The organism is Asanoa sp. NPDC049573 (assembly GCF_040676615.1).
Lineage (GTDB): Bacteria > Actinomycetota > Actinomycetes > Mycobacteriales > Micromonosporaceae > Asanoa.
On sequence record NZ_JBFAPI010000011.1, the window covers coordinates 199,205 to 226,049 of the forward strand.

A 26,845-nucleotide genomic window follows, 5' to 3' on the forward strand; every position below is an offset into this window, starting at 1 on the left:
CTACCGGCGGTAGACCTGGCAGAGCCCGGCCGGCTTGTCGGCCAGCAGCGTGCGGGCCTCGTGCCGCCCGACGTTGAACGACCGCCAGCCGTCCGGCGCCCGGCGGAGCCGCAGTTCGGCGAGCCAGAGCGCGCAGGCCCGGTCGCCGCCGGTGAGCCGATCGAGCGCCGGCACCGCGTCGGCCGACAGGGTGTTGAGATAGTGCAGGTCGATCCGGCCGGTGGCGGCGAACCGCTCGACGTTGCGGTCGGCGATGAACCGATCGGGGTTGACCACCGCCAGGGCGAGCAGGCCGACCGTCGCGATCGCCAGCACCGCCTGAGGCAGCCAGCCGCCGCGCAGCCGGACGCCGGCGACCAGCACCGCCACGAAGACCGCACCGAGCCCGACCTCCACCGCCATGACGAAGAGCCTTAGCCGGGTGTAGCCGTACGCCTGCTCGTAGACGTTCATCCGATGGGTGGCGCTGGCCACCACCACGAGCGTGAGCAGGGCCAGCGCGCCGAGCAGCAGCCGGATCGCGACCCGGTCAGCCTGGTTTTTTCTGGGCGCCCAGCGGCCGGCGATCGCCAACACCACGAGGGTCAGGCCGGTGACGGCGAGCAGCTGCCAGAAGCCGCCGCGGGCGTAGTTGGCGAATGTCGGGCCGCCGGGGTCGAGCACGTGCCGCGCGCCGCCGAACAGCACCGTGCCCTGCACCGCGACGAACGCGGCGAACAGCAGGTCGAGCAGGGCCACCGGGATCGCCCAGTCGGAGCGCCGGAACGTGAACCCGCCCGGCGCCTCGCCGCGGCCCAGCGTCGGTGGTCCGCTGAGGATGAAGGCGGCACCGGCCAGGACGGCGAACAGCACCGGGAAGAGCACCAGCGCCCGGGCGGCCGTGGCGCCGCCGACCGAGGGCAGCGCCCAGTCGAGCACCGCGGCGAACGTCTCGTCGGCGGAGGCGAACAGCGCGCCGAAGACGACCAGCAGGATCAGCGACACCGCCGCGACCCCGAACGCCCGGGCCGGGCTGCCCGGCGCCCGGTGCTTCACACCGGCGCGCACCCAGGGCAGCGCGCGCAGTGCGGCGGCCGGCGGCACGACGAACGACGCGATGACACCGCGGAGGGTACGCGGGTCGACCAGCGCGAGCGTCCCGGTCACGGCGGCGGTGAGCGCGCAGAGGACGAAGAGCCAGGGCGCGGCGCGGACGGTGCCGACGCCGAGCAGGGCGAGGGTCGCCGCTCCCCAAGCGACCTGCCGCCAGGAGACCCTCGTTCTCGTGACTGCCAGGGCAACGATGCTTGCGGTCGACCCGATCAGCCAGCCGATCCCGGCCCGGTCGACCGGGATGACGGTGGCGCCGATCGCCGCCGCCACCAGCACGGCCACCATCAGCGCGGCGCCGGGAACCCGATTCGGCCCAGGCCACGACCACGTCGACGACCGCGGCGGCACTGGAGACTTGCCGCCGCGGACCAACAGAACCGGAGGGGCGGTCTGCGCCGGCCCAGCGGCCGTGGCCTGTTCGGAGGGCACGGCCCGTTCGGTCTTGGTGGGCTCGGCCGGGTTGGCGGCCTTGGCCTGTTCGGAGGGCACGGCCCGTTCACCGGTGGTGGGCTCGTTCGGCTTGGCGGCCTTGGCCTGCCCGGCCTGCACGCCCCATTCGGCCTTGGCGGGCTCGCCCGACTGAGGGGCTTTGGCGAGTTCGGCCGGCACGCCCCGTTCGGCCGGCACGCCCCGTTCGGCCGGCACGCCCCGTTCGGCCGACTCGGCGTGTTCGGCCGGTTCGGCTTTGGTCGGCTCGGGGGGCTTAGGAGCGTTGGCTTCTTCGGTCATGGCCTGTTCCGTCGGCTCGGTCTGTTCGGTCTTGGTGGGGTCGGCCGGCCTGGCGGCGACGGCCTGTTCGGCCGGCCCAGCCTGTTCGGCTTCGCGGGGCTTGGCGTGTTCGGCCGGTTCGGCCGGATTGGTGGGGTCGGCGGGCGCGGTCATGGGGCCACCGCCGCCGGAAGCGGGTTCGCGGGAGTGCGGCGGGGCAGCGACACCCGGACCAGGCAGCCGACGCCGCTGGGTGGATCGACCACCCGGATGACGCCGCCGTGTAGTTGGACCACCCACTGTGCGATGGCCAGGCCCAGACCGGTGCCGCCGCCGACCGCGCGGTCGCCGCGGGTGAAGCGGTCGAACACCGACTCGCGTTGTGCCGGCGGGATGCCCGGGCCCTCGTCGCCGACCTCGAAGATCACCCGGTCGTCGTCGAGGCGCCCGACGATCGAGACGGTGCCGCCGGGCGGGCTGTGCCGGGTCGCGTTGTCGAGCAGGTTGGCCATCACCTGGTGCAGGCGGGCCGGGTCGGCGTGCACGGTGACCGGCGTCGCGGGCGGGGTCACCGCCAGCTTGATGTCGTGACCCGCGCCGGTCGCGGTCACCGCGGCCTCGCCGGCCACGTCGTCGAGGAAGTCGCCGACGTCGAGCAGCACCGGGTGCATGGGCTGCACACCGGCGTCGAGGCGGGACAGGTCGAGCAGCTCGGCGACCAGCCGACCGAGGCGCTCGGTCTGGTGCAGCGCGGTGCGCATCGTGGCGGGTTGCGGCTCGGCGACGCCGTCGACGATGTTTTCCAGCACACCCTGCAGAGCGGTGATGGGGGTACGCAATTCGTGCGAGACGTTCGCGATCAGCTCGCGCCGCTGTCGGTCGGCGGCGGCCAGGTCGGCGGCCATCTGGTTGAACGCGTCGGCCAGCTCGCCGACCTCGTCGCGGGAGGTGGCCCGGACCCGCTGGGTGTAGTCGCCGCGGCGCATCGCCCGGACGGCGGCGGTCATCTCGCGCAGCGGCGAGGTCATCCCGTGCGCCAGGATCTGCGAGGTGATCAGGCCGACCAGCAACGCCGTGGCCGAGGTGACGTAGGGGATCCACTGGGTGGCGTACCAGAAGTAGGCCAGCCCGGCCAGGGCCGAGGCGAACAGCAGCACGGCCAGCTTCAACTTGATCGACCGGACCGGGTCGAGCGGCCGAGGCAGGAGGTCGAGCCCGCGGGTCAGCAGCTCTTTCACGGTTTGACCTCCAGCGCGTAGCCGACACCGTGCACGGTGCGGATCAGATCGGCGCCCAGCTTGCGGCGCAGTGCCTTGACGTGACTGTCGACGGTGCGGGTGCCGGCACCGTCGCCCCAACCCCAGACGTCGGCGAGTAGCCGTTCGCGGGGCAGCACCGTGCGCGGCCGGCCGGCCAGGTGCACCAGCAGGTCGAACTCGGTGGGCGTGAGGTGCGCCTCGACACCGCCCCGGCTGACCCGGCGCTCGGCCTGGTTGATCTCCAGGTCGCCGAGCCGGATCGGGTGCGGGCCGGCCGACTGGACCCGCTCGACCCGGCGGAGCAGCGCGTGCACCCGGGCCGCGAGTTCGCGCATCGAGAACGGTTTGGTGAGGTAGTCGTCGGCGCCGACGGCGAGACCGACCAGCATGTCGTTCTCGTCGTCGCGGGCGGTCAGCATCAGCACCGACACCGGGCGGTCGGCCTGGATCCGCCGGCACACCTCGAGCCCGTCGAAGCCGGGCAGCATCACGTCGAGCACGACCAGGTCGGGTGGCTCGCGGCGGGCCGCCTCGACCGCGGCCGGGCCGTCGCCGGCCAGACTCACCGCGAAACCCTCGGCACGCAGCCGCACGGCGATCGAGTCGGCGATGGTGCGTTCGTCCTCCACCACCAGAATCCGGCGCTCTCTCATGCCGGCGACTGTAGTAAGCGGGCGTGGGGATCCCGGTCCGGCGATGTGAACAAGCTGTGGAGATGCGGAAGGCCCGCACCGGCGACGGTGCGGGCCTTCCGGTTGCTGCGGTCGCTCAGTCGACCAGCACGTCGACGGTCAGGCCGTCGGCCGGGACGGTCACCGAGTAGCGCACCGGCCCACCGGGGGTGGCCGGCGACAGCTTCGCCTTGTCGGAACTGCGGTTCTGGCCGTCGACGTCCAGGTCGTACGCGTAGCGGATCTCCTGGGCAGGCAACACGTGTAGCTCGTAGGTGTCGCCCTGGAAGTCGACGGTGCCCGTGTAGTCGCCGGTCGCCGTGTTGAGGACGTTGATCCGGCCCCACTCGCCGAGCGTGCCGCTCTCGACCACCACCTTGCCGGTGACCGGGACCCCGTGGGTCATGGCGAGGTCGGCCGTGGCCGTCGCGCCGCTGGTCACCTGGGTGCCGGTGGCGGTGTAGCGGCTGGCCGCGCCGCCGGTCCACGCGGTCGCGTAGCCGAAGGAGCCGAAGTTCAACGGCCAGCGGTAGGGCCCGAGGCCGTCGATCTGGTAGTTCCCGTTGGCATCGGTGGCGGCCTCGCCATTGCCACTTCCGGGGTTCGACGTGAACGGCGCGATCCTGGCCTCGAGCGGTGCACCGGTCGAGGCGTCGGTCACCCGGCCGCGGATCGACCCGGCGCGGTCGATCTTCACCTGCGGAGCGGACGCGGTGCGGCCCACGGTGGCCTTGATCGTCACGGCCTGGCGTTCGTCACCGCTGCCACCGTCGGCGGTCACCCACTGCCGCCCGTAGACCTTGTTGCGGGGCATGGCGAAGAGGCGGTAGTCGCCGGCCGCCAGCCGGTCCACCGTCGCCTTGCCGGTCGCGTCGCTGCACTGGTCGTCACCCCAGCCGTCCGGGATGTAGACCTGGCCCGGCTTGTAGGCGAACACGCAGACGTCGGCCAGTGCCTTGCCGGTGGCCTTGTCGATCACAGTGGTGGTGATCTTCGCGCCCGGCGCGAGCCGGACGGTCATGTCGATCGTCTTGTCGGCCAGGACGGTGACGGTGCTTTCCCGGCTGAGGTAGTTGCCGCTCGGCCAGATGCTGATGAGCTGCGGGCCCGCGACCTGGTCGGTCAGCAGCACCTGGCCGGTGCCGTCGCTGCAGACGTCGCCGGCGCAGAAGTCGCGGATCGTCGCGCCGGTGATGGCGTCGAGGGCGCGCACGCGGACGTTCCCGGTGGGCAACATGCTCTCCGTGACGCGGGTGTCGTTGCCCGCGGTGACGGTGACCCGGTCGGCTTCCTCGAAAACGGTCGTGCCGTCGAAAAACTGGACGCGGTTGCCGACGTAGAACTCGATCATGTAGTCGCCGACCAGCAGCTTGGGGATCGAGAACTCGCCGTTGGCGTTGGTCCTCGCCTCGGTGCTGTCGCCGTAGGCCTGGAACACGGACGCGCGGACGGAGGCCTCGGTGACCGGCGTGCCGTTGTCGTTGGTCAGCCGCCCGCTCACGCTTCCGGTCGCCAGCACGGTGTCGTCGGCGCGGACCTCCTGCCCGGCCGCCACCGTGAACCGGGTGGCGTTGTCGGAGGTGAGCTGGCCGGGGATGTATTGCTGCTGGTAGCTGTCTTCGATCGGCGAGAACGAGACGTAGTAGGTGCCGGGCGGCACCGCCGCGCGGTAGTCACCGTTGTCGTCGGTGCTGCCGTAGTAGGACGACAGGCCACCGTCCACCGGGGCGATGCTGACGTAGCTCCACGCGTAGGGCTCCCCGTTCGCCTGGCGGATCCGGCCGGTCAGGACACCGGTGGCGACCAACTGCTGGTTGATCGTGGTGGTCTGACCGCTGGTGACCCGGACCTCGTCGGCCTCGGAGATGTCGGTCTTGCCGTCGAAGTACTGGGTCGGAACGTCAATGCCCGACATCGACAGCACGTAGCTGTCGGTGTCGAGCCCGGTGATGCGGTAGGTGCCGTCGGCGGCGGTCGTGGTGTAACCGACGGCGTCACCCCACTCTTCGTAGTCCATGACCGCGACCCAGATGTCGGCCGCGGGTGCGCCGTCGCTGGTGGTGATCCGGCCGGCGACCACGCCGGTGCCGGCCGCCTGCGCGGGCGTCGCCCAGACGGCCACGGTCCCGGCCAGGACGGCCGCGGCAAGCGCGGCGGTGGCGCGAACTCGTCTCATGCTGCTCCTGCTCATGGGATGGCGATGGTCAGGTCGATGGTCGCGCCGCCGGCCGGGACGGTGACGGCATAGCGTGCCGGGCCGCCCGGGGTGGCAGGCGACAGGGCGACCTTGTCGGAGCGGTAGGTCGTGCCGTCGATGTCGACGTGGTAGCTGAACCGGATCTCCTGACCCGGCAGCACGTGCAACTCGTAGGCGTCGCCTACGAAGTCGACGGAGCCGGTCTGGTCACCTGTCGTGGTGTTGTACGCGGTGATCCGCGACCAACTCGGAGTGCGCCCGCCGGTCAGCACGTTGCCGTGCACGGTGACGCCCTTGGTGAGAGCGACGTCGACGGTGGCCACGGCGCCGGCGGTCACCTGGGTGCCGGTCGCGGTGAAGCGGCTGACCGCGCCGCCGGTCCAGGCCGCGGCGTAGTCGGGGCCGCCGGCGTAGCTCAGCGCCCAGCGGTAGGGGCCGAGGCCGTCGATCTGGTAATAGCCGTCGCCGTCGGTCGACTGGTCCTGACCGGTGAACGTGCCCACATCGGCTGACCGAAGCGGTGCGCCGGTCGCCGCGTCGGTCACCCGGCCGCGGATCGAACCGCCCCGGTCGATCTTCACCTGCGGCGCGATCGCGGTGCGGCCGGACGTGGCCTTGATCGTCACGGCCTGGCGTTCGTCGCCGCTGCCGCCGTTGGCGGTGACCCACTGCCGGCCATAGCCGGTGTTCCGCGGCATGGCGAAGACCCGGTAGTCGCCGGCCTCGAGCCTGCTGAGTGTCACCTTGCCGGCCGCGTCGCTGCACTGGTCGTCGCCGACACCTTGCGGGATGTAGACCTGGCCCGACTTGTAGGCGAACAGGCAAACGCCGGCCAGTCCCTTGCCCGTCGCCTTGTCGATCACGGAGGTGGTGATCTTCGCGCCCGGCAGCAGCCGGACCATGACGTCGATCGTCTGGTTGGGCAGCACGTTGACGGTGCTGGCCCGGGTCACGTAGTTGGCCTCGGAGAAGACGCTGATCGGGTTGGGCCCGGCGAGCAGGTTGGTCAGCACCAGTTGGCCCGTGCCGTTGCTGCATCGCCCTCCCGCGCAGAAGTCGCGGATCGTGGCTCCGGTGATCGCGTCGAGAGCGCGCAGGCGAACGCTGCCGGTGGGCAGCAGGCTCGGCGTGACCCGGTTGTCCTTCCCGCCGATGACCGTGACCGGGTCGGCCTGGTCGAGGTCGGAGGCGCGGTCGAAGTATTCGATGCGGTCGCCGACCATGAACTCGATCGCATACTCGCCAGCCAGCAGCCGCGGCACGGAGAAATCGCCGTTGCTGTTGGTCGTCGCGGATTCGCCACCGCCGCTGCCGTTGAACGGCGTCGCGTAGAGGTGGATGCCGCCTGCCGCCGTGCCGTCGGAACGGGTGACCCGTCCACTCAGGCTGCCGGTCGTCAGTGCGGTGTCGTTGACCGTCGTCTCCTGGTCGGCGGTGACGACGAACCGCTGCGCGCCGTTCTCGGAGAGCTTCCCAGGAACGTACTGCTCCTGGTAAAGGTCGTCGTACGGCTGGAAGCTCACCACATAGGTGCCGGTGGGCACGGCGACCCGGAATACGCCGTCGAAGATGCCGCCCGATCCGACCTGGATCTGATCGTCGGCCCGGTAGATCCGCACGAGGCCGCTCTCGAGCGGCGCGCCGGTCGAATCGGTGAGCCGTCCGGTCAGAATGCCGGTCGCGAGCAGGTCTTCGTCGACGGTCGTGAGCTGCCCGGCGGTCACGGCGACCGGGTCGGCCTCGTAGATCTGGGTCTGGCCGTCGAAGTATTGCTCGGCGTAGTCGGCACCGTTGAAGCTGACGATGTAGTGACCGGCGGCCAGGCCGTCGAGCCGGTAGGACCCGTCGGCCGCGGTGGTGGTGAAGCCGCGGCCCTGGTAGCTGTCGGCGTCCAGGGCCTGAACCATGACCTCGCCGGCCGGCGCGCCGGTCGCCGCGGTGACGTGCCCGCCGATGGAACCCGTGACGGCGGCTTGGGCGGGCGATGCCCACACGGCCAAGCTGCCGACCAGAACGGCCGCCGCGACGGCGGCGGTGGTAGTTCGACTGGGTCTCATGTCGTTCCTCCCCGTTGGCTCAGTCCATAATGGAGTCCAACGAGGGTTTTTTATCCAGCTCCATCCCCGTTGGAATGCCGCCCGGCGAGGCGCGGCAACCAGCTGGCCGCGGAAGCGTGCGCGGCCGGCGATCGAAGGATAGAGGTGCTTCGCTCTCGCGTCGTCGGCCGTTCGACCGAGATGATCTAGCGTCGCGGGCGGACTGTCGCCCGGCGACGACCGGTCAGCGGCTCCAGTCCTGTTTGGCCGCTCGGACCAGTTTGTCCTTGAGCTCGCGGGTATGGCGGCGGGAGACCGGTAGCTCGGCGCCGTCGACGACCACCACGTAGCCGGAGTTGGCCAGCCGCAGTTCGGCGATGAGCCGCAGTTGCACGAGATAGGAGCGATGGATCCGGACGAAGCCCGCGTCGGCCCAGCGGTCGGCGAGGGTGGCCAGCGGCACCCGGACCAGGTGGGATCCGTCCGCGGTGTGCAGGCGGGCGTAGTCGCCCTGCGCCTCGACCCAGCGCACCGCGGAGCGGGGCAGCATCCTGGTCGTGCCGGCCAACTCGACCGGGATCGTCGGGTCTTCCTCGGCGCGGGCGCGGGCCAGTGCGGCCGGGTGGGTCGGCACCACCCGCGAGGAGACCACCCGCCGGATCGACTCGCTCAACCGCTCGGTCTGCACCGGCTTGCGAACGTAGTCGGCCACGCCGAGGTCGAACGCGTCGACCGCACCGTCGTCGTAGGCGGTGACGAAGACGATCGCCGGCGGCCGGGCGAACCGGCGCAACACCCGGGCCAACTCCATGCCGTCGAGGCCGGGCATCCGGATGTCGAGGAAGACCACGTCGATGTCGGTGTCGCGGAGCACCCGCAGCGCCTCGGTCGCGTCGGCCGCCGTGTGCAGCTTGGCCACCCGCGGGTCGGCGCGCAGCAGGTAGGCCAACTCGTCGAGGGCCGGCGGCTCGTCGTCGACGGCCAGCACGCGCAGGAAACCGCCGACGGTCAAGCCGCACCGCCCGCGGCGTGGACGCCCGGGTGGAACTTCGGCACCCGCATGCTCACCCTTGTTCCCGCCCCGATTCCCGTCTCCACCACCAGACCGAACTGGTCGCCGAACACCGACCGTAACCGCTCGTCGACATTGGACAGACCGACGTGGGCGCCGGCGTCGTCGACCCCGGCCACGCCCGCCTCGGCCACCCCGGCGACGAGCGCCGCGGGATCCATGCCGACGCCGTCGTCTTCGACGGTGATGTGGCATTCCGCACCGGCGTCACGGGCCTCGATGCTCACCATACCCAGGCCCGGCTTGCGCGACAGCCCGTGCCGCACCGCGTTCTCCACCAGCGGTTGCAGGCACAGGAAGGGCAGGCTGACCGGCAGCACCTCGGGCGCGATCTGCAGCCGCACCTGGAGTCGGTCGCCGAACCGGGCCCGCTCGATGGTCAGGTAGCGGTCGATCGAGCGCAGTTCCTCGGCGAGCGTGGTGAACTCGCCGTGCGCCCGGAACGAGTAGCGGGTGAACTCGGCGAACTCGAGGATCAGCTCGCGGGCCCGTTCCGGATCGGTCCGGACGAACGAGGCGATCGCGGTCAGCGCGTTGTAGATGAAGTGCGGGCTGATCTGCGCCCGCAGCGCCTTGACCTCGGCCCGGGCCAGCCGTTCGCGCGACGAGTCGAGCTCGGCCAGGGCGAGTTGCGCGGCCGCCCAGCGGGCCGTCTCCAGGGTCGCCTGCACCAGCCCGGGCGCCGGCTGGTCGTCGGCGACGGCGACCAGCGCGACCGGCGGCGCGGCCCGGATCGGCGCGACGACCACACCACGGATCTCGCAGTCGACCCGGTCGCAGGGCAGCTCGGCCTGGCGTAACACGGTCGACCGCCCGGTGGCGATGGCCTTCTTGGCCGCGGCCTGCAACTGATGCGAGTGATGCCCGCCGCGGCCGTCCAGCGCCAGCAACGTGCTGTCATCGGCCAACGCCAACCCGGATGCCCCCACCAACACCCGCAACAACCGGACGGCCTTGGCGGCACTCGCGGGCGTGAGCCCGTTCCGCAGCGGTTCGGCCGCCAACCCGGCGGTGTGCAGCACCTCGTAGGTGGCCCGCTGGGTGGCGGTCGCGATGCCGCGTCGCGCCCGCAACCGAACCACGGCGTACACGGCGCCGGCCAGCGCACTGACCAGGGCCAGCACCGCCGCCGCGGCCGAGAGGTCCGGACTCATGGGCGGAATCCTCGCCGCCCGGAACCGATTACGGAAGCCCTCCCAGGGAGGGCGAAACGAACCCGGGACCAGATCCTGGGTGTTAGTACGCTCCCTTGCGGGCGACCACGACGCCGATGGTGCGCCAGAGGATGCTCAGGTCGTAGGCGAGCGACCAGTTGTCGACGTAGTAGAGATCGAGCCGGACCGCTTCGTCCCAGGAGAGGTCGGAGCGGCCGGAGACCTGCCACAGGCCGGTGATGCCGGGGCGCACGAGCAGCCGGCGGCGCACGTCGCCGAGGAAGTCGCCGTCGTCGGCCGGCAGCGGGCGGGGGCCGACCAGCGACATCTCGCCCTTGAGCACGTTGACCAACTGGGGGAGCTCGTCGATCGAGCTGGCCCGCAGGAACCGGCCGAACGGGAAGACCCGCGGGTCTTCGCGGATCTTGAAGAGCATGCCGTCGGTCTCGTTCTGGTCGACCAGGGCGGCCAGCCGGTCTTCGGCGTCGACGTACATCGTGCGGAACTTCCACACCCGGAACGTGCGACCCTCGTGACCGACCCGGCCCTGCCGGAAGAAGACCGGGCCCTTGTCGGAGATCTTGATGCCGATCGCGACGACCAGCAGCACCGGCAGCAGCACGATCAGGCCGATCGCGGCGACCAGCCGGTCGAGGATGTTCTTGGCCAGCAGCGCCGGGCCGGACAGGGTCGGCTCTTCGACGTGCAGCAGCGGCAGGCCTTCGATGGGGCGGATGTGCACCCGGGGGCCGGCGATGTCGGTGAGCTGTGGCGCGACGACCAGGTCGACGCCGCTGCCTTCGAGCTGCCAGGCCAGCCGGCGCAGCTCGCCTGGCTCGGCGCTGGCTGAGCCGCAGACCGCGATCGTGTCGGCGCCGAGCTCGCGGACCAGGCCGAGCACGTCGCGGCCGGCGTAGACCGGGACCGGCGTCTCCAGGCCCCGCGCGGCGGCGTAGCCGTCGGTGATGTGGATGCCGACGGGCACCAGGCCGGCGGCGGGGTTGCGGGTGACGGCGGTGTAGACCTCGAGCGCCTCGGGGAGGGTGCCGATCAGGATCATCCGGTGCCCGGCGTGCCCGCCCCGCTTGCGCACGAGCTGGAGCGCCTGCCGGGCCAGGTAGCGGACGACGAGGACGATCAGCAACCCGCCCAGCAGGGCGCTGCCGACCGTCATACGTGACAAATCGGTCTTCGTGGCGAAGGCCAGGAACGAGACGCTGGCCGCGACCACGAGCCCGGCCCGGACCACGCGCTTGAACTCGTCGGTGCCGAGCCCCAGGAAGCGCCGGTCGTAGCCGCCGTTGGCCCACAGCGTGAACATCCAGCCGAGCGGCAGGAACAGGTAGGCGGTGAGGGTGAACAGCGTGGGGCGGTCCTGGAAGCCCACCCGGGAGTTTTCGAACTCGGTGACCGCGATGTAGCTCGCGAGTGACACGGCGCCGTAGTCGAGGGCGAGCAGGATCAGGATGTATGGGCGGTGCCAGCGCGAAACACGGCGCCGGGCCCGGGCCCAGGCCGAGCGCGGCACGCCGTTGGGCGGCGGGGGCGGCGGGACCTGGATCTCGAAGCTGTCGACGTGGCGCACGACGCCACCGCGGCCGTTGCTGGTCACCGGGCGTTCGAGGCTGGTCGTCACCTCACCTACGTCCTCCCGGCTAACGCGTGCCGCCCACTCGCCGTACGGGCTCGGGTCGCCCACCGCATCAGTCTCCCATGTCAACGGCTCTGAACCGTGGACAGAAGACGACATTACGCCCGGACCTGCCGGAGTGGTCGTCCCCGCGCCGTCGGTGCGGGACCGGGCCACTATACCGATAGTTGAGGGCGGTGGAAGAAGTCAGTTGTGCGTCGAAAAAGGTTCGTACGCAGGGCTTCCGGGCGCTCACTCAGCGCACCAGGCGGGACAGCCGTCGATCCGCCAGCGGCTTGCCGCCGGTCTGGCAGGTCGGGCAGTACTGCAGGCTCGTCGTCGCGAACGAGACCTCGCGCACGGTGTCACCGCAGACCGGGCAGGGCAGGCCGGTGCGGGCGTGCACCTTCATGCCGGAACGCTTCTCGCCCTTGAGTTCCGCGGCTTTCTGCCCCACCGACCGACTGACGGCGTCGTTGAGCACCGTCCGCATGGCTTCGTAGAGCGTGGCCAACTGCTCGTCGGAGAGCCGGTTGGTGATGGCGAACGGCGACATCTTCGCGGCGTGCAGGATCTCGTCGGAGTAGGCGTTGCCGATCCCGGAGAGCACTTTCTGGTCGGTCAGCACGCCCTTCACCTGGCCGCGCTGCCCCCGGATCAGGGCGGCGAAGGTGGGCTGGTCGAGGGCGAGCGCGTCGGGCCCGAGGGTGGCGACCCGCTCGACCTGGGCCGGATCGGTCACCAGGTAGGCGGAGAGGCGTTTCTGCGTGCCGGCCTCGGTCAGGTCGAAACCGGACCCGTCGTCGAGCCGCACCCGCAGCGCGATCGGGCCCTTGCCCGGCTTGAGCGGCGTGTTGCTCGGGAACGTCTCGCGGTAGTGCAGCCAGCCGGCCCGGGACAAGTGGACCAGCAGGTGCAGGCCACCCTCGAAGAAGACATCGAGGTATTTGCCGTGCCGGCCGGCGCCGATGATCTCCTTGCCGGCGACGGCGGACGGTGGCGGGTCGTAGGTCTTCAGCGCGCTGATGGCGGCCACTTCGAGCCGCTCGACCCGGCGACCGACGGCGCGGTCGCGCAGGTATGCGGCGAGTGCTTCCACCTCGGGCAGTTCGGGCACGTCGACAACGGTAGCCTGACGCCACCATGAAGGTCGTCGTCGCGCACAACCGATATCGCGAGGCCCAGCCCTCCGGCGAGAACGTCATCGTCGATCTGGAGATTGGCCAACTGGCCGCCGCCGGGGTCGAGGTGCTGCCGTTCCTGCGCAGTTCCGACGAGATCGCGGCCATGTCGCCGGCGGCCAAGGCGCTGCTGCCGATCTCACCGATCTACGCGCCGAAGGCCCAGCGCGACCTCGCCGACCTGATCCGGGCACACCGGCCGGACGTGCTGCACCTGCACAACCCGTACCCGTTGATCTCGCCCTGGATCGTCCGGACCGCGCACCGGTTCGGCCTGCCGGTGATCCAGACCGTGCACAACTACCGGCAGGTCTGCGCGTCCGGGCTCTATTTCCGCGACGGCGGCATCTGCCACGACTGCCGTGGCCGCGCGCTGCCGTTGCCGGCGGTGCGGCACCGTTGCTACCGGGGTTCGGCGGCACAGAGCGCGGTGATGGCGACCGCGCTGACCGTGCATCGGCCGACCTGGCGCTCGGTCGACGGCTACCTCGCGCTGACCGACGGCATCAAAGATCATTTGATCGGGTACGGGATACCGCCCGAGCGGATCACGGTCAAGCCGAACGCGATCACCGATCCGGGCCCACCGGCACCGCTCGGCAGCGGCTTCCTGTTCTTCTCCGGCCGGCTCTCCGAGGAGAAGGGCGTCCGGCTGCTGCTCGACGCCTGGCAGCGGCACCCCGACGGGGCACACGGCACGCTGCGCATCGCCGGCGACGGCGACCTGCGGCCGCTGGTCGAATCGGTCGCGGCGCAGCGCGGCGACGTCGAGTTCCTGGGCCGCCTCGACCGCCCCGGCGTCGACGCGGCGCTGGCCGCGACGGCCGTGGTGCTGGCCACCCCCACCTGGCACGACGTGCTGCCGACGGTGGTGATCGAGGCGCTGGCGGCCGGTCGGCCGGTGCTCGGCACCGCGCTCGGCGGTGTGCCCTACCTGGTCGGCGACGCCGGCTGGACGGTGCCGGCCGAGCCGGCGGCGCTGGCCGCCGCGCTGCCGGTGGCCCGGGCCCAGGCCGCGGCGAAGGCACCGCTGGCCCGGCTGCGTTACGAACGCACGTTCCACCCCGACGTGGTCACCGGGCAGTTGCTCGACGCCTACGACCGGGTCAGCTCCGCAGCGCGCTCCGCCCGGTGAAGGCGATGCTGGCGACCAGGAAGCAGCCGTTGACGACGGTGAACCCGACCACCAGCCAGATGGTCCACTGTGGAACGACGAGCAACACGAGGCCGGCCAGGAAGACGACCGCGCCGTAGTCGCGGACCAGCTTGACCAGCCGCACCGGCAGCGAGGTCGAGGTGACCATGCTGCCGGCGTTGGGCCCGGCCTGCATCACCGAGGTGACCAGGTTGACCATCCAGGTGCCGGCGAACAGGGCGACCAGCCACGAGGCCGTCGAGGGGCGCTGGTCGACCGCGACCGCGGACAGCGCGGTGACCAGCGAGATCTGCACGGCGATGTCACAGAGCACGTCGACGCGGGCGCCGGCCGGACTGGTGCGGTGGGCCACCCTGGCCAGTTGCCCGTCGGCGCAGTCCAGGGCGTAGGCCAGTTGCCAGCCGAGCAGCGCGACCACGCCGGCGATCCAGGTGGGCGCGGTAGTCGAGGCCAGCGCGACGACGGCGGCCGAGGTGGCCAGGCCGACCACCAGGTTGCCGGCGGTCAGCGCGGTCGGCGGGACACCGAACCGGTAGGCGGCCGCGGCGAACACGGCGCCGGCCCGCTGGCTCAGGCCCTCGCTGAACAGGCCGCCGCCGCGGTTGGTGCGGTAGAAGTCGCCGGCGCTCGGCGTCGCGCGCTCAGCCGACAAGGTCGCGGAGTGCATCGGCGTACCCCTCCAACCGGGTGTCGATCTCGGTGGGCGAAAGCGCGAGGTGCTCGAGGATCGTGTAGCGGTCCGGGCGGGTCGACGGCGCGTGCGCGACCGCCTGCGCGAACTGCTGGTCGGTCAGACCCAACTCGGCCGGGGTGACCGACAGGCCGTGCCGGCGCATGCAGGTGACCAGTTGGGCCAGTCGCTCCCGCTCGCCGCGCAGGTAGGTGCAGAACAGCGCACCGAGCCCGACCTGCTCGCCGTGCGAGGCCAGGTCGGGGAAGAGCGCGTCGATGGCGTGCGAGATCTCGTGGCAGCCGCCGCTGACCGGGCGGGTGGTGCCGTGCACGGCGCTGGCCAGCCCACCCATGATCAGCGCGTCGGCCAGCGTGGTGAGGAAGGCGTCGTCGGTGATCTTGCCCGGGTGGTTGAGCAGCGCCTCGGCGCTCGACCGGGACAGGGTCACCGCCAGGCCGTCGATCGGCTCGCCGCGCTCACGGTGGGCCAACTCCCAGTCGGCCACCGCGTTGAGGTCGGAGAGCGCGTCGCCGATGCCGGCCTGGATCTGCCGGTCCGGCCCGTTCTCCACGAAGTCGAGGTCGACGATCACGGCGATCGGGATGTGTACGCCGTAGGAGTTCTGCCGCCCGCCGTGGGTCAGCGACGCGGTCGGCGAGGCGATGCCGTCGTTGGCCAGGCTGGTCGCCACGGTCACCATCGGGATGCCGAACCGGGACGCCGCGTATTTGGTCGTGTCGATGGTCTTGCCGCCACCGATGCCGATCACCGCGTCGTAGGACCGGCCGCGCAGCCGCTCACCCAGGTCGAGCGCCGAGTCGAGGCTGCCGCCGGCGATGTGGAAGACGTCGGCGTTGCCGAGGCCGGGCCGCACCGCGTCGGCGATCCGGTCGCCCTGGCCGGGCCCGACCACCACCGCGACGTCGCCGCCGGCGGAGATCCGCCGGTCGGCCAGCAGGGCGCCGATCCCGGCGACGGCGCCCCGGCGCACCTCGATGGCCAGCGGCGTGGTCACCGTGCGGGCTAGTAGTGGCACGCGATCTCCCGGGCTCGGGCCAGGTCGGCGTGGTTGTCGACCTCGACCCAGGGGATGTCGCCGATGGTGGCCGCGCGGACCTCGCCGCCGCGGTCCGCGTACTCCTGGTAGCCGTCTTCGTAGTAGAGCCCGGGATCGCGGCGCCAGGTCGCCTCCAGCGCCTCGGCCAGGCCGGCGGCGGCCGACGCCTCGATCAGCGTGGCGCCGATGTATTCGCCGAACGCCGCGGCCGGGTCCATCAGCTTGGTGATCCGGGTGAGCTGGCCGGCGTCGTCGAAGGTGGTCTTCATCTCCTCGTCGGCGAGCGTCTTCACGTCGTCGACGGCGAGCAGCACGCCGGGGCCACGGTTGGCCAGCAGCGTCTGCTCGACCGAGACCGGGTGCACGGTGTCGCCGTTGACCAGCAGCGCCCCGCCGGCGAACTGGTCACGGGCCAGCCACAGCGAGTAGGCGTTGTTCCACTCCTCGGCCCGCTCGTTGTGGACCAGGTTGAGGGTGACCCCGTAGCGCGCCTCCAGGTCGGGCCGGCGCTTCTCGACCGTCTCGGCCGCGTAGCCCACCACCACCGCGATCTCGGTCAACCCGACGGCGGCCAGGTTGCGCAGCCCGATGTCGAGGATGGTGGTCTCGCCGTCCACCGGCACCAGGGCCTTGGGTAGCGAGTCGGTATAGGGGCGCAACCGGCGGCCAGCGCCGGCTGCGAGCACGAGGCCGATCATCCCGGCGCTGCCTCCACACGTGTAGCTAGGTGTACGGGAAGAGAACTCTTCCCGACAGGAGGATAGCGTCGAGTTGGCTTACAAGCCGATCTGGCGCAAAAGGGCGAAACCGCCTTCAACGATCTGGCGTACGAGACCGTCGTCGATGCCGTTGTTCTCGTCGAGCACGTCGACCTCGTCGCGAGTGATCCATTTCCACGCGGTGTGCTTGCCGGCCTCGAGCCGGGGCCGGGCGAGATCGCCATCGACCCGGATCAGGAAGTCGGTCTCCAGCCGCTCCAGCCCGTCTTCGCCGAAATAGCGGTGTTCGCCGATCGTGGCGAGCACGATCGAGACCTGCCAGCCGGTCTCTTCCTCGACCTCGCGGCGCAGCGCCTCGTCGAGGCTCTCGCCGGGCTCGAGATGACCGCCGACGATGTCCCAGGTGTCTGGGAAGAGCTTGCGGGTCGGCGACCGGCGCTGGATGAAGACCCGCCCGTCGTCGTCGACGACCACACCTGCCGCGCAGCGCAAGGGTTCGACCGACACGCACCGAATCTAGCCGACACCCCCTCAGGGCCGCTTGCTCGATTTACGCGCCGGGTCGGGCGGAGTGACCTGGTCCAGGTGGGCCAGCACCTTGTCGGAGATGGTGGCCAGCGCGGCCAGGTCGGCCGGGTCGAGCAGGTCGATGAAGTGCTCGCGGACCGACGCCACGTGCAGCTTGGCCGCCTCCTGGATGGTCGCCCAGCCCTGGTCGGTGAGCACCACGGTGGCACCGCGGCCGTCGCTGGCGCAGTCGTCTCGGGTGACCAGGCCCCGTTGCTGCATCCGGCTGACGTGGTGCGAGAGGCGGCTGACCGACCAGCGGATCGCGGCGGCCAACTCGCCCAGCCGCATCCGGTGGTCGGCGGCCGCGGAAACGGTGGAGAGCACGTCGTAGTCGGCGTCCGAGAGACCCGAGTCCGCGGCCAGATCGCGGGTGATCTGGAGGTCGAGCAGCGTGCGGAGCCGCCGGTAGCCGAGCCATGCCCGCATCTCGTCGTCGCTCAGCCACCTGGTCATCGGTCCAGCGTAACAGTCTGCTTGACATGTCAAACAGAAGCGGGCTAGCCTGCTTGACATGTCAAGCAGATTGCTGCGGCTGTTCGCCGGCCTGGTGCTCTTCGGGGTCAGCCTGGCGCTGATGGTCCGGGCCGACCTCGGCCTCGGCCCGTGGGACGTCTTCCACCAGGGCGTCGCACAACGGATCGGCCTCTCGATCGGGCTGGTCGTCAACCTCACCGCGATCGTGGTGCTGCTGCTCTGGATCCCGTTGCGGCAACGGCCCGGCATCGGCACGGTGGCCAACGTCGTGGTGGTCGGGCTGGTCACCGACGGCACCCTGTGGCTGCTGCCCGACCTCGACGCGCTCGCGCCGCGGATCGCGCTGTTGATCGCCGGCATCCTGGCCAACGCCGTCGCCACCGGCCTCTACGTCGGCGCCGGCCTCGGCCCCGGCCCCCGCGACGGGCTGATGACCGGGCTCGCCGCCCGTGGCCACTCGATCCGGCTCGTCCGCACCTTGATCGAACTCACCGTGCTGGTGATCGGCTGGCTGCTCGGCGGCTCGGTCGGCTTCGGCACGATCGCCTACGCGCTGGCCATCGGACCGCTGGTCGGGGTCTTCCTGCCCCGGCTGACCGTGGCGCCGCGCATCGCACCGAATGGAGAAACAGCATGACCCGGATCCTGTTCGGACTGGACGTTCCCGCCGACGTCGACCCGGTCGCCGGCGCGCACACCGCCGAGGCCGCCGGCTTCGACTTCGTGTCGGCCTCCGACCACCCGTGCGGCACGGAGCCGACCTACGAGAACTGGACGATGCTGACCTGGATGCTCGCCAACACCACCCGGCTGCGGGTGCTGCCCCGGGTGCTCGGCGTGCCCTACCGCCGGCCGGCGATGGTGGCCAAGATGGCCGAGACGCTCGACCGGCTCTCCGGCGGGCGGCTGCTCGGGCTGGGCCTGGGCGGCGGCTCGGCCGACCACGAGTTCCGCGCGTTCGGCATCGGCGTGCCGTCGCCCCGCGACAAGGTCGACGGCCTGGCCGAGGCCATCCAGGTGATCCGCGGACTGTGGACGGAGCCGTCGTTGACCTTCGCCGGGCGGATCCACCACACCGACGACGCGACCATCACGCCGCGGCCGGAGCGGCCGATCCCGATCTGGGTCGGCACCTTCGGGCCGCGCGCGCTGGCGGTCACCGGCCGGCTCGCCGACGGGTGGATCCCGTCGCTCAGCCACGCGCCGGTCGAGACGATCCCGGCGTTGCGCGACCGCATCGCCCGGGCGGCCTCGGATGCCGGGAGGGATCTTTCGGAGATCACCTGTGGTTATCACCTCGACGTGCCGCCCGGCGGTGCCGACGAGGTGACCGAGACACTCCTGGGCTACGTGCGGCTGGGCTTCACCGCGTTCAACTTCCGGGTCAGCGGGGCCGACCGGGACCAGCGGGTCGGGTGGCTCGCGGCCGAGGTCATGCCGGGCGTACGACAGGCGGCCTGAGCACGCAAGTCTTGTAGTTCTGTCCCGGCAGGACCACTATGTCCGTACCGTGACCTTCAAGGGGGATGTGTCATGCAGGTTCGCGATGCCATGTCCAAACAGGTTCTCGTGGTCGGCCCCGAACACACGCTCCGGCAGGCCGCCAGCATGATGGCCACGCGCCGGGTCGGGTCCGCCATCGTCATCGATCCCGACGCGCAGGGGATCGGCATCATGACCGAACGCGACGTGCTATACGCGATCGGCGGCAACCTCGACCCCGACACCGAGACCGTGGGCGCGCACATCACCTGGGACGTGGTCTACGCCGGTCCTGAGTGGACACTTGAGGAGGCGGCACTCGCGATGTCCCGCGGCGGCTTCCGCCACCTGGTGGTGCTCGAGGGCACCGAGGTGGTCGGCGTGGTCTCGGTCCGCGACATCATGCGCGTCTGGGCCGCCGCCCGCGAGCGCGTCTAACCACGCACCCAGGGCTCCCTGGCGCCGCCCCGCGTCGCTCTGGCGCACGTCGAGCGCGCCTCGCGCCTGGCTGGGCGTCGCCCTGGGCCGCCCCGCACCAAGGGCGTGGGCTCTGTGTCCGCGACGCGTTGCACGGTCCCCGCGCGCGTCCCGCCCCGTCGGGCGTCGCTCTGCGCCCACGCGCGTGGGTCCGGCCCGCGTCGCTCTGCGCCCACGCGCGTTGGTCCGGCCCGCGTGGCTCTGCGTCCACGCGCGTTGGTCCGGCCCTTGTCGCTCCGCGCCCACGCGGTTGGTCCGGCCCGCGTGGCGTGGCGCCCATTGCGTGTCGTTTGTGTCCGTGCGGGTGCGGGGCCCTGCGTGGTGTGGCGCCCGTTGGGCGTCGCTCTGCGCCGGCCGCGCTGTGACCCCCGCGTCGCGTCGCGCCCCCGTGGGCGTCGCGCTGTGTCCGCGCGTGGCCAGCGCCCCGTCGGGTGGTCCTGCACGCCCGGGCTCGTTGCATGGCGCCGCGTCGCCTCGCGCCCGTTGGGCGTCGTTCAGCGCCCGCGCGTGGCCCGCGCCCCGTCGGGTGGTCCTGCGCGCCCGGGCTCGTTGCATGGCGCCGCGTCGCCTCGCGCCCGTTGGGCGTCGTTCAGCGCCCGCGTGCGTTGCGCCGCCGAGCCCCGGCCCGGGCCCTGGTTTGGAGATCTAGGTAAAAAATTGCTGCGGGTCGGCGCATTTCCTTTCCTAGATCTCCAGTGGACCAGGCCGTTCACGGCGTGTCGCCTGCGGCGCGCCGAGGCGGGGCCGCGGCCGGGGCGTGGTCAGGTTGTGCATGATCGTTGGGGCCCTCCACCTGGGCGCCGTTACTGCGAAACGGACCTTGGCGCGGCAGACTGGGGAGCATGACGGGGCGCGCGGTCCACGGCTCGACGACCGAGATGATCCAGGCGGTCGCCGCCGGGCGGCCGGTGCGCACCGAGCGGGCCGAAGATCCGAGTGGCGATCCGGACTCGGCCGGCGAGGTGCTGCTGATCGGTGACGAGCGGTTCCACGTGGAACGGATCGGCCGGCCGCTGGACTGGGTGTCGCGCGCCCTGGGCGACGGTGCCGACGGGCGGCCGCCCTGGACGGTGCTGCTGTGGCAGAACGGGTTGCTCGACCGGCTGCCCCGCACCGTCGACCACACGATCGCCGGCATCGCCTGGGACCCGGCCACGGAGATCGCCGACCTGCTCGTCCTCGACGAGCCGACCTCCGTACCCTTTGATATTGATCTTGAAATGCACCATCGGGTGCTGGACCACATGGCCGCGCTGCACGCCCGCTTCTGGCACTTCACCGACCCGGTCGGGCTGGCGCCGCCGGGCGCCCGCTACACCGCGCTGACCCCCGCGACCGGCATCCGGGAAGCCAACTCCGGCGCCGACGCGCTGGTGGTCGGCTGGGCCGCGCTCGCCGCCGACCAGCCCGAGGCACACGAGATCGCGCTGGGGCTCGCGGTCGAGCCGGCACCGCTGCTGGCGGCCTTCGACGGGCTGCCGACCACCCTGGTCAATGGCGACTGGCGGTTCGGCAACGCCCGGCCGACCGCCGACGGACGCACGATCCTGCGCGGCTGGGGCTGGGCCGGCGCCGCCGGCAGCTGTGTCGACCTGGCCGGCTATCTCGCGCTCAACGCCGGCCGGCTGCCCGAGTCGAAGAACGCCACGATCGAGGCGTTCCGCGCCGCGCTGGAGCGCCGGAAGATCAAGACGGCCGACTGGTGGGACCGGCAGCTCGAGCTCGCGCTGCTCGGCGCCTTCGTGCAGTTGGGCTGGTCGAAGACCACCGACCAGCCGGAGCTGGCCTGGTGGATCGATCGGGTAGTACCCACTGCCCGAACGTTGCCAGGCTGATCTGGCATCTACGCTGGATACCCATGACCGCCGCGCAACTCATCTCGTTCGCCCGTGGGGCACCCTCGCTGGACATCGTCGACGTCGAGGGCCTGAAGGCCGCCGCCGTCCGCGCCTTCGACGCCGACCCGGGTGGTGTCACCGCATACGGCACGTCGGTGGGCTACCTGCCGCTGCGCAAGTGGATCGCCGACAAGCACGGGGTGGCGCCGGAGCAGGTGCTGGTCACCAACGGATCGCTGCAGGCGGACGCGTTCCTCTTCGACCACCTGGTCGGCGCCGGCGACGCGGTCGTCGTGGAGCGGCCGACCTACGACCGCACCCTGCTCAACCTGCGTGACAAGGGTGGCCAGGTGCATGCCGTGACCACCCAGACGGACGGCATCGACACCGACGAGCTGCGCAAGCTGCTCGAGTCCGGGGTGCGGCCGAAGCTCGCGCACATCATCCCGAACTATCAGAACCCGGCCGGTGTCACGCTTTCCCTGGAGAAGCGGCGCGCGCTGCTCGACCTGGCCGCCGAATACGGCTTCACGATCTTCGAAGACGACCCCTACGCCGACATCCGGTTCCGCGGCGAGGCGCTGCCGTCGATGCTCTCGATGGACGACCGCGGCGTGGTGGTCCACGCGTCCAGCTTCACCAAGACGGTGTGCCCGGGTGTGCGGGTCGGCTACCTGGTCGGCCCGGCGGCGCTGATCGCCGAGATCGCCAAGAAGGCCACAAACCTCTACATCTCGCCCGGCATGGTCGCCCAGGCGATCGTCTACCAGTTCTGCGTGTCGGGCGACATCGACCGCTCGATCGCGACGGTCCGCGAGGCGCTGGGCGAGCGGGTCCGGGTGCTGGCCGAGTCGCTGCGCGAGCACATCCCGGGCGTCTCGTTCACCGAGCCCGACGGCGGCTATTTCCTCTGGGTCGAGTTGCCCGACACCGTCGACGTCGACAAGCTTCTGCCGGCGGCCGCGCAGCGCGGCGTGGCCGTGGTCAAGGGCAGCGACTTCCTGCTCGACGGCGGCAAGCACGCGTTGCGGCTGGCCTACTCGGCCGTGACCGTCGACCAGATCGACGAAGGGGTGCGCCGCCTCGCCGCGGCCATCGCCGATATCCAGGGCTAACAGCGGTCAGCAAGGGCACTCTGTCGGATTCCCGACAGAGTGCCCCATCCGTGTGATGAGGGGCTGACCAGGCGCCGGGTGACGGTGAACAATGCGAGCCACCGGTCGGTCCGGCCCAAACCGGCCCCCTCAGCACTACCCCGCCCCCGATGGCGCCGGGTGGGCCGTTCGCACCCCACCCCCCGACGCGGCCGGTCCACCCGGCGCCCCCCCGGGCGGGGCCGCGATCATGACGAGATCCTGACGCGTCCCGGCCACCTTCCAGGCGTAGCCTGCAGTCGGCCCCGATCCGGGTTGTGGTTGCGGAGGGAGGTGTGTCGATGTCAAATGACGCCGACAAGACCAGTCAAGTTCGTTCGCGAACAAGGTCCTGGAGTGATCCGGTCCGGGCGATGACCCGCATCCTCGCGCCGGCTGAGCCCAAACCCTCGCCGCCCCCCGGTTTCACCGGCCGCGACAAGATCGTCGACTGCGCCCTCTACGTCGACGGCGTGCGCCAGCCCGGCGAGTGGACGCCCGAAGACGCGCTGCAGGCCGCTCGCGACGAGACCAACGCCTTCGTCTGGATCGGCCTGCACGAGCCCAGCCTGACCACGATGGCCGGCATCGCCGAGACGTTCGAGCTGCACGAACTGGCCGTGGAAGACGCGGTCAGCGTCGAGCAGCGGCCCAAGCTCGAACAGTTCGGCGAGATCAACTCACTGGTCCTGCGCACCGCGCGCTACGTGCGGCACAGCGGCGAGCTCACCGAGAACACCGAGGTCGTCGAGACCGGGCAGGTGATGCTCTTCATCGGGCCCGAGTTCGTGATCTCCGTGCGCCACGGCGACGCCTGCAAGCTGTCGCCGGTGCGGGCCGGGCTGGAGCAGCGCAAGGAGTTGCTCTCGCAGGGCCCGTGGTCGGTCGCCTACGCGATCGCCGACCACGTGGTCGACCTCTACCTCGAGGTCAGCGACCAGGTCGAGACCGACCTCGACGACCTGGAGACCCAGGTCTTCGCCCGCCAGGTGCACGGTCGGATCCAGCGGATCTACCAGATGAAGCGCGAGCTGGTCGAGTTCAAGCGGGCCGTCGTCCCGCTGCTGCGGCCGATCATGCAGCTCACCGAGTCGACCAACCGGCACGTGCCCAAGGAGATCCGGCGCTTCTTCCGCGACGTGCAGGACCACTTGATCCGGGTGGCCGAGCAGGTCAACGGCTATGACGACCTGCTCAACTCGATCCTGCAGGCCCGGCTGGCCCAGGTCTCGGTCGAGCAGAACAACGACATGCGCAAGATCGCATCCTGGGCCGCCATCTTCGCCGTGGAGACCTTCATCGCCGGCATCTACGGCATGAACTTCCACAACATGCCAGAACTTCAGTGGCGGTACGGCTACCCCGCCGCGCTGGCCGCGATGCTGGCCGCCGCGATCGTCCTCTACCGGTGGTTCCGCCGCTCCGGCTGGCTCTGACCGCGCCGTCGCGAAAGCCAACGGGAGGGCCACCCGTCGCCGGGTGGCCCTCCCGTCTGCCGTTTGCTCAGGCGTGTCCGTTGGGCGAGCGCATGTGGTCGCTGCTGGCCGTCGGGTCGGTCGTGGTCGGCCGGGGCGTCTGACTCGACGTCGACGAGAGCTTCTCCCGTGCCGAGTTGGCGGCGCCCTTGGCGGTCGACGCCGCCGTCTTCACCGACGTGCGGGCCGCGTCGGCCACGTCACCGATCCGGCCGTGGCTGTGGCCCCGGCCACCACCGGACCCGCCGGAGCGGGCCGCGTCCAGCGAACGGCTCGGGTCGTATTCGTCCCACTGCTGCTGGCGACGCCGGCGCATGACCGCGGCGGCGCCGAAGGCGGCGCCCGCGACCAGGACCGCGGCGATGATCGGCCAGCGGCGGCCGGACGACGGCCGTTCCGTCATCTTCTGCGCCCGCTTCTCGATCAGCCGCTGCGCCCGGCCGCCGTTGTTGCCTTTCGACCTGCGTGCGGCCTTCTTCGCGTTCTCGCTCGCGGCCGACGCCAGCGGCCGCACCGACGACCGGGTCGTTTCCCAGCCGCTGCCCGCGACATCGCGGACCCGGGTTGCCGGCGGAACCACGAATTCGCGTGCCGCGTCGACCCGCGGCCGGACCGCGGTGGTCACGCCGCCGGCCGCGTGGCCGGCGGCCGCCTTCAAGTGCTCGAGGCTGTCGCCGAGCTCGGATCGGACCAACTCGGCATGAGTTCTCCGCCGGATACCAAACACCAGACCCCCACCTTCCTGGGCGTAGTTCCTCCTGCATCCTCCACCTTTGGACGTGTCCGCATTGCCGGAACGGGCACATGGGAGGATCGAACTGAAACTCACCGACGATGGAGGAGTACCCGTGGCTGAGACCCTTTACGCCACCCTGCATACCAACCGCGGCCCGATCCGGCTGGAGCTCTTCCCGAACCACGCGCCCAAGACGGTGCGCAACTTCGTGGAACTCTCCGAGGGCACCCGCGACTACGTGGACCCGCGCACCGGGCAGAAGGGCAACGGTCCCTACTACGACGGAACCATCTCGCACCGGGTGATTTCCGGCTTCATGGTCCAGATGGGCGACCCGACCGGCACCGGCCGCGGCGGCCCGGGTTACGAGTTCGGCGACGAGTTCCACCCGGAGCTGCGCTTCGACCGTCCCTACCTGCTGGCCATGGCCAACGCCGGCCCCGGCACCAACGGCTCGCAGTTCTTCATCACGGTCGGCCCGACGCCGCACCTCAACAACCGCCACACCATCTTCGGCCAGGTGGCTGACGAGGAGTCGGCCAAGGTCGTCGACGCGATCGCGAACACCCCGACCAACCACAGCGACCGTCCGCTCGAAGACGTCGTGATCGAGCGCGTGGAGATCCAGCGGGTCAACAGCTGATCGACGGAGCCAGGTACCTTTCTTGGCATGAGTGAATCGCCCCCGACGGCGGCGCCGGTCTGCTATCGCCACCCGTCGCGGGAGACCTGGGTGCGCTGCACACGCTGCAACCGCCCGATATGCCCAGACTGCATGCGAGAAGCCTCGGTCGGGCACCAATGCCCGGAGTGCGTCTCGGAAGGACGCCGGACCCAGCGGTCGGCGCGCACCGCCTTCGGCGGCGGCGTGGCCGGCCGCTCCGGGTACGTGACCAAGACCATCGTCGGCCTCAACGTGCTGGTCGCCTTGATCGGCCTGGCCTTCGCGGGCACGGGTTCACTCGTTGGCGGCGGCGGCCTGTTCACCTCGGCCAGCAAGCTGCAGGCGTTCGGCGGAGTCGTCGGGCCACCCGTAACGCTGCTCACCGACGGCCGGGTCGCGCTCGGTGCGTTCCCGGGCTCGGGCGATGTGTTCGGCGGCATCTACGACGGCAACTACTACCGCCTGCTGACCGCGATGTTCATCCACTACGGGATCCTGCATCTCGCGGTGAACATGTGGGCGCTCTGGATGCTTGGTCGCAATCTCGAGACGGTCCTCGGCCCGTGGCGGTTCCTCGCCCTCTACCTGATCGCCGGCATCGGCGGCAACGTCGCCTCGCTGCTGATCAGCCCCAACGACCTCGGCGCCGGCGCGTCCACCGCGATCTTCGGCTTGTTCGCGGCGTTCTTCGTCATCGTCCGCAAGCTCGGCGGCGATACCCGTCAGATTCTCCTGGTGCTCGTGATCAACCTGGTGATCACGTTCACCGTCAGCGGCATCTCCTGGGAGGGCCACGTCGGCGGCCTGGTGACCGGCGGCCTGGTGGGCGCGATCCTCGCCTACGCGCCCAGGGAGCGGCGCACTCTTATCCAGGCGGTGGGTTGCGGCATCGTGTTGGTCGCGCTGATCGGGCTGACGGTGGCCAAGGTCGCCAGCGTCACCGCCTAGCCACCTGATCCAGCGCCGCCGCGACCTCTTCCGGCGGCGCGCCCAGGTCGTGCTTGCTGAACAGGTGCACCGCGTCGCCGGTGTCGATCTCCAGTGTCTCGGTGCGGATGCCGGCGTGCGGGCGGCGCTCGACCGCGATCCTCTCGACCGCTGGCCAGGGGATGTGCCGCCGTGCGGCGAACCCGGTGACGACCACGAGCCCGGTCTCGTCAGCGGCCAGGCGCTCCCGCGCGATCAGGTCCCGGGCGCCCCAGAGGGCCAGCCCGGCCGCGGCCACCACGGCCACGGCCAGCGTGACCGCATCGGTGGCGAACAGCAGGCCGATCAGGAGCAGCAGCGCCGCGCCGCCGAGCTTGACGACCGGTAACGAGGCCGGCACTCGCCAGTGAGAGGTCACGGGGACAAGCATTCCAGCCCGCGCCACCGACGTAGGATTCGGTCAG

The 26,845-nt window shown here is 71.1% G+C and carries 25 protein-coding genes; 9 read left to right on the top strand and 16 right to left on the bottom strand.

What is annotated here, in order from left to right:
* The 9 genes from AB0J74_RS24275 to AB0J74_RS24315 form a co-directional block, all read right to left on the bottom strand.
* A complete protein-coding gene (locus AB0J74_RS24275; protein WP_363451577.1) occupies window positions 1-1,974 on the bottom strand; it encodes a DUF4153 domain-containing protein in 1,974 nt (657 codons plus the stop codon).
* Window positions 1,971-3,038, bottom strand: a complete 1,068-nt coding sequence (locus tag AB0J74_RS24280; RefSeq protein WP_363451579.1) for a HAMP domain-containing sensor histidine kinase — start codon at window positions 3,036-3,038, stop codon at window positions 1,971-1,973. The genes AB0J74_RS24275 and AB0J74_RS24280 overlap by 4 nt, the downstream gene beginning before the upstream one ends.
* The gene (locus tag AB0J74_RS24285; RefSeq protein ID WP_363451581.1) at window positions 3,035-3,712 is read right to left on the bottom strand and encodes a response regulator transcription factor; all 678 of its coding nucleotides are present in this window, start codon (window positions 3,710-3,712) and stop codon (window positions 3,035-3,037) included. The genes AB0J74_RS24280 and AB0J74_RS24285 overlap by 4 nt, the downstream gene beginning before the upstream one ends.
* A 115-nt stretch (window positions 3,713-3,827) precedes the next feature.
* Window positions 3,828-5,906, bottom strand: a complete 2,079-nt coding sequence (locus AB0J74_RS24290; RefSeq protein ID WP_363451583.1) for a carboxypeptidase regulatory-like domain-containing protein — start codon at window positions 5,904-5,906, stop codon at window positions 3,828-3,830.
* Window positions 5,907-5,917: 11 nt separating this feature from the next.
* Window positions 5,918-7,984: a carboxypeptidase regulatory-like domain-containing protein gene (locus AB0J74_RS24295; RefSeq protein ID WP_363451585.1), complete on the bottom strand. Its 2,067-nt coding sequence runs from the start codon at window positions 7,982-7,984 to the stop codon at window positions 5,918-5,920.
* 223 nt (window positions 7,985-8,207) lie between these two features.
* On the bottom strand, window positions 8,208-8,975 hold the full coding sequence (locus AB0J74_RS24300) for a LytTR family DNA-binding domain-containing protein (protein WP_363451587.1): 768 nt from the start codon (window positions 8,973-8,975) through the stop codon (window positions 8,208-8,210).
* Window positions 8,972-10,189: a histidine kinase gene (locus tag AB0J74_RS24305; RefSeq protein WP_363451589.1), complete on the bottom strand. Its 1,218-nt coding sequence runs from the start codon at window positions 10,187-10,189 to the stop codon at window positions 8,972-8,974. The genes AB0J74_RS24300 and AB0J74_RS24305 overlap by 4 nt, the downstream gene beginning before the upstream one ends.
* Before the next feature lie 82 nt (window positions 10,190-10,271).
* Complete coding sequence (locus AB0J74_RS24310; protein ID WP_363451753.1) at window positions 10,272-11,774, bottom strand: sugar transferase; 1,503 nt, start codon at window positions 11,772-11,774, stop codon at window positions 10,272-10,274.
* A gap of 301 nt (window positions 11,775-12,075) precedes the next feature.
* A complete protein-coding gene (locus AB0J74_RS24315) occupies window positions 12,076-12,936 on the bottom strand; it encodes a DNA-formamidopyrimidine glycosylase family protein (RefSeq protein WP_363451591.1) in 861 nt (286 codons plus the stop codon).
* A gap of 26 nt (window positions 12,937-12,962) precedes the next feature.
* On the opposite strand from AB0J74_RS24315, the gene AB0J74_RS24320 reads away from it, so the two are divergent.
* Window positions 12,963-14,135 carry a glycosyltransferase family 4 protein gene (locus AB0J74_RS24320; protein WP_363451593.1) on the top strand — a complete coding sequence of 391 codons (1,173 nt, stop codon included), beginning with the start codon at window positions 12,963-12,965 and terminating at the stop codon, window positions 14,133-14,135.
* Here the strand turns inward: AB0J74_RS24320 and AB0J74_RS24325 are convergent.
* The 5 genes from AB0J74_RS24325 to AB0J74_RS24345 all read right to left on the bottom strand — a co-directional run bounded on the left by AB0J74_RS24325 (window position 14,107) and on the right by AB0J74_RS24345 (window position 17,628).
* Window positions 14,107-14,823, bottom strand: coding sequence for a CDP-alcohol phosphatidyltransferase family protein (locus AB0J74_RS24325; protein WP_363451595.1), 717 nt, complete (start codon window positions 14,821-14,823; stop codon window positions 14,107-14,109). The two genes, AB0J74_RS24320 and AB0J74_RS24325, sit on opposite strands and share 29 nt — an antisense overlap.
* The gene (locus AB0J74_RS24330; RefSeq protein ID WP_363451597.1) at window positions 14,798-15,865 is read right to left on the bottom strand and encodes an iron-containing alcohol dehydrogenase family protein; all 1,068 of its coding nucleotides are present in this window, start codon (window positions 15,863-15,865) and stop codon (window positions 14,798-14,800) included. The genes AB0J74_RS24325 and AB0J74_RS24330 overlap by 26 nt, the downstream gene beginning before the upstream one ends.
* The gene (locus tag AB0J74_RS24335) at window positions 15,853-16,584 is read right to left on the bottom strand and encodes a phosphocholine cytidylyltransferase family protein (RefSeq protein WP_363451599.1); all 732 of its coding nucleotides are present in this window, start codon (window positions 16,582-16,584) and stop codon (window positions 15,853-15,855) included. The genes AB0J74_RS24330 and AB0J74_RS24335 overlap by 13 nt, the downstream gene beginning before the upstream one ends.
* A 78-nt stretch (window positions 16,585-16,662) precedes the next feature.
* Window positions 16,663-17,112, bottom strand: coding sequence for an NUDIX domain-containing protein (locus AB0J74_RS24340; protein ID WP_363451601.1), 450 nt, complete (start codon window positions 17,110-17,112; stop codon window positions 16,663-16,665).
* A 24-nt stretch (window positions 17,113-17,136) separates the two neighbouring features.
* The gene (locus AB0J74_RS24345) at window positions 17,137-17,628 is read right to left on the bottom strand and encodes a MarR family winged helix-turn-helix transcriptional regulator (RefSeq protein WP_363451603.1); all 492 of its coding nucleotides are present in this window, start codon (window positions 17,626-17,628) and stop codon (window positions 17,137-17,139) included.
* 58 nt (window positions 17,629-17,686) lie between these two features.
* Between AB0J74_RS24345 and AB0J74_RS24350 the strand changes: the two genes are divergently transcribed.
* From AB0J74_RS24350 to corA, 6 genes are all read left to right on the top strand, one after another.
* Window positions 17,687-18,286, top strand: a complete 600-nt coding sequence (locus tag AB0J74_RS24350) for a hypothetical protein (protein ID WP_363451606.1) — start codon at window positions 17,687-17,689, stop codon at window positions 18,284-18,286.
* Window positions 18,283-19,110: an LLM class flavin-dependent oxidoreductase gene (locus AB0J74_RS24355; protein ID WP_363451608.1), complete on the top strand. Its 828-nt coding sequence runs from the start codon at window positions 18,283-18,285 to the stop codon at window positions 19,108-19,110. The genes AB0J74_RS24350 and AB0J74_RS24355 overlap by 4 nt, the downstream gene beginning before the upstream one ends.
* Before the next feature lie 72 nt (window positions 19,111-19,182).
* Window positions 19,183-19,569: a CBS domain-containing protein gene (locus tag AB0J74_RS24360; protein WP_363451610.1), complete on the top strand. Its 387-nt coding sequence runs from the start codon at window positions 19,183-19,185 to the stop codon at window positions 19,567-19,569.
* 881 nt (window positions 19,570-20,450) lie between these two features.
* Complete coding sequence (locus tag AB0J74_RS24365) at window positions 20,451-21,443, top strand: hypothetical protein (protein ID WP_363451612.1); 993 nt, start codon at window positions 20,451-20,453, stop codon at window positions 21,441-21,443.
* Between the two features lie 23 nt (window positions 21,444-21,466).
* Window positions 21,467-22,561, top strand: coding sequence for a PLP-dependent aminotransferase family protein (locus AB0J74_RS24370; RefSeq protein WP_363451614.1), 1,095 nt, complete (start codon window positions 21,467-21,469; stop codon window positions 22,559-22,561).
* Between the two features lie 320 nt (window positions 22,562-22,881).
* Window positions 22,882-24,015: a magnesium/cobalt transporter CorA gene (corA, locus tag AB0J74_RS24375; protein ID WP_363451616.1), complete on the top strand. Its 1,134-nt coding sequence runs from the start codon at window positions 22,882-22,884 to the stop codon at window positions 24,013-24,015.
* A 67-nt stretch (window positions 24,016-24,082) separates the two neighbouring features.
* On the opposite strand, the gene AB0J74_RS24380 is transcribed toward corA, so the two are convergent.
* Entirely contained in the window at window positions 24,083-24,748 is a 666-nt protein-coding gene (locus AB0J74_RS24380; RefSeq protein ID WP_363451618.1) for a hypothetical protein, read from the bottom strand.
* Between the two features lie 154 nt (window positions 24,749-24,902).
* On the opposite strand from AB0J74_RS24380, the gene AB0J74_RS24385 reads away from it, so the two are divergent.
* Entirely contained in the window at window positions 24,903-25,433 is a 531-nt protein-coding gene (locus AB0J74_RS24385; protein ID WP_363451620.1) for a peptidylprolyl isomerase, read from the top strand.
* Window positions 25,434-25,460: 27 nt separating this feature from the next.
* A complete protein-coding gene (locus AB0J74_RS24390; RefSeq protein ID WP_363451622.1) occupies window positions 25,461-26,402 on the top strand; it encodes a rhomboid family intramembrane serine protease in 942 nt (313 codons plus the stop codon).
* Here the strand turns inward: AB0J74_RS24390 and AB0J74_RS24395 are convergent.
* Entirely contained in the window at window positions 26,392-26,799 is a 408-nt protein-coding gene (locus tag AB0J74_RS24395) for a PH domain-containing protein (RefSeq protein ID WP_363451624.1), read from the bottom strand. The two genes, AB0J74_RS24390 and AB0J74_RS24395, sit on opposite strands and share 11 nt — an antisense overlap.
* Window positions 26,800-26,845 lie beyond the last annotated feature (46 nt).

Bases quoted from the DNA above. Each gene is read 5' to 3' on its own strand.
- AB0J74_RS24360 (WP_363451610.1), top strand. From the start codon at position 19,183: ATGCAGGTTCGCGATGCCATGTCCAAACAGGTTCTCGTGGTCGGCCCC.
- AB0J74_RS24365 (WP_363451612.1), top strand. From the start codon at position 20,451: ATGACGGGGCGCGCGGTCCACGGCTCGACGACCGAGATGATCCAGGCG.
- AB0J74_RS24370 (WP_363451614.1), top strand. From the start codon at position 21,467: ATGACCGCCGCGCAACTCATCTCGTTCGCCCGTGGGGCACCCTCGCTG.
- AB0J74_RS24320 (WP_363451593.1), top strand. From the start codon at position 12,963: ATGAAGGTCGTCGTCGCGCACAACCGATATCGCGAGGCCCAGCCCTCC.
- AB0J74_RS24275 (WP_363451577.1), bottom strand. From the start codon at position 1,974: ATGACCGCGCCCGCCGACCCCACCAATCCGGCCGAACCGGCCGAACAC.
- AB0J74_RS24325 (WP_363451595.1), bottom strand. From the start codon at position 14,823: ATGCACTCCGCGACCTTGTCGGCTGAGCGCGCGACGCCGAGCGCCGGC.
- AB0J74_RS24290 (WP_363451583.1), bottom strand. From the start codon at position 5,906: ATGAGACGAGTTCGCGCCACCGCCGCGCTTGCCGCGGCCGTCCTGGCC.
- AB0J74_RS24350 (WP_363451606.1), top strand. From the start codon at position 17,687: ATGTCAAGCAGATTGCTGCGGCTGTTCGCCGGCCTGGTGCTCTTCGGG.
- AB0J74_RS24285 (WP_363451581.1), bottom strand. From the start codon at position 3,712: ATGAGAGAGCGCCGGATTCTGGTGGTGGAGGACGAACGCACCATCGCC.
- AB0J74_RS24390 (WP_363451622.1), top strand. From the start codon at position 25,461: ATGAGTGAATCGCCCCCGACGGCGGCGCCGGTCTGCTATCGCCACCCG.
- AB0J74_RS24345 (WP_363451603.1), bottom strand. From the start codon at position 17,628: ATGACCAGGTGGCTGAGCGACGACGAGATGCGGGCATGGCTCGGCTAC.
- AB0J74_RS24295 (WP_363451585.1), bottom strand. From the start codon at position 7,984: ATGAGACCCAGTCGAACTACCACCGCCGCCGTCGCGGCGGCCGTTCTG.
- AB0J74_RS24335 (WP_363451599.1), bottom strand. From the start codon at position 16,584: ATGATCGGCCTCGTGCTCGCAGCCGGCGCTGGCCGCCGGTTGCGCCCC.
- corA (WP_363451616.1), top strand. From the start codon at position 22,882: ATGTCAAATGACGCCGACAAGACCAGTCAAGTTCGTTCGCGAACAAGG.
- AB0J74_RS24355 (WP_363451608.1), top strand. From the start codon at position 18,283: ATGACCCGGATCCTGTTCGGACTGGACGTTCCCGCCGACGTCGACCCG.
- AB0J74_RS24305 (WP_363451589.1), bottom strand. From the start codon at position 10,189: ATGAGTCCGGACCTCTCGGCCGCGGCGGCGGTGCTGGCCCTGGTCAGT.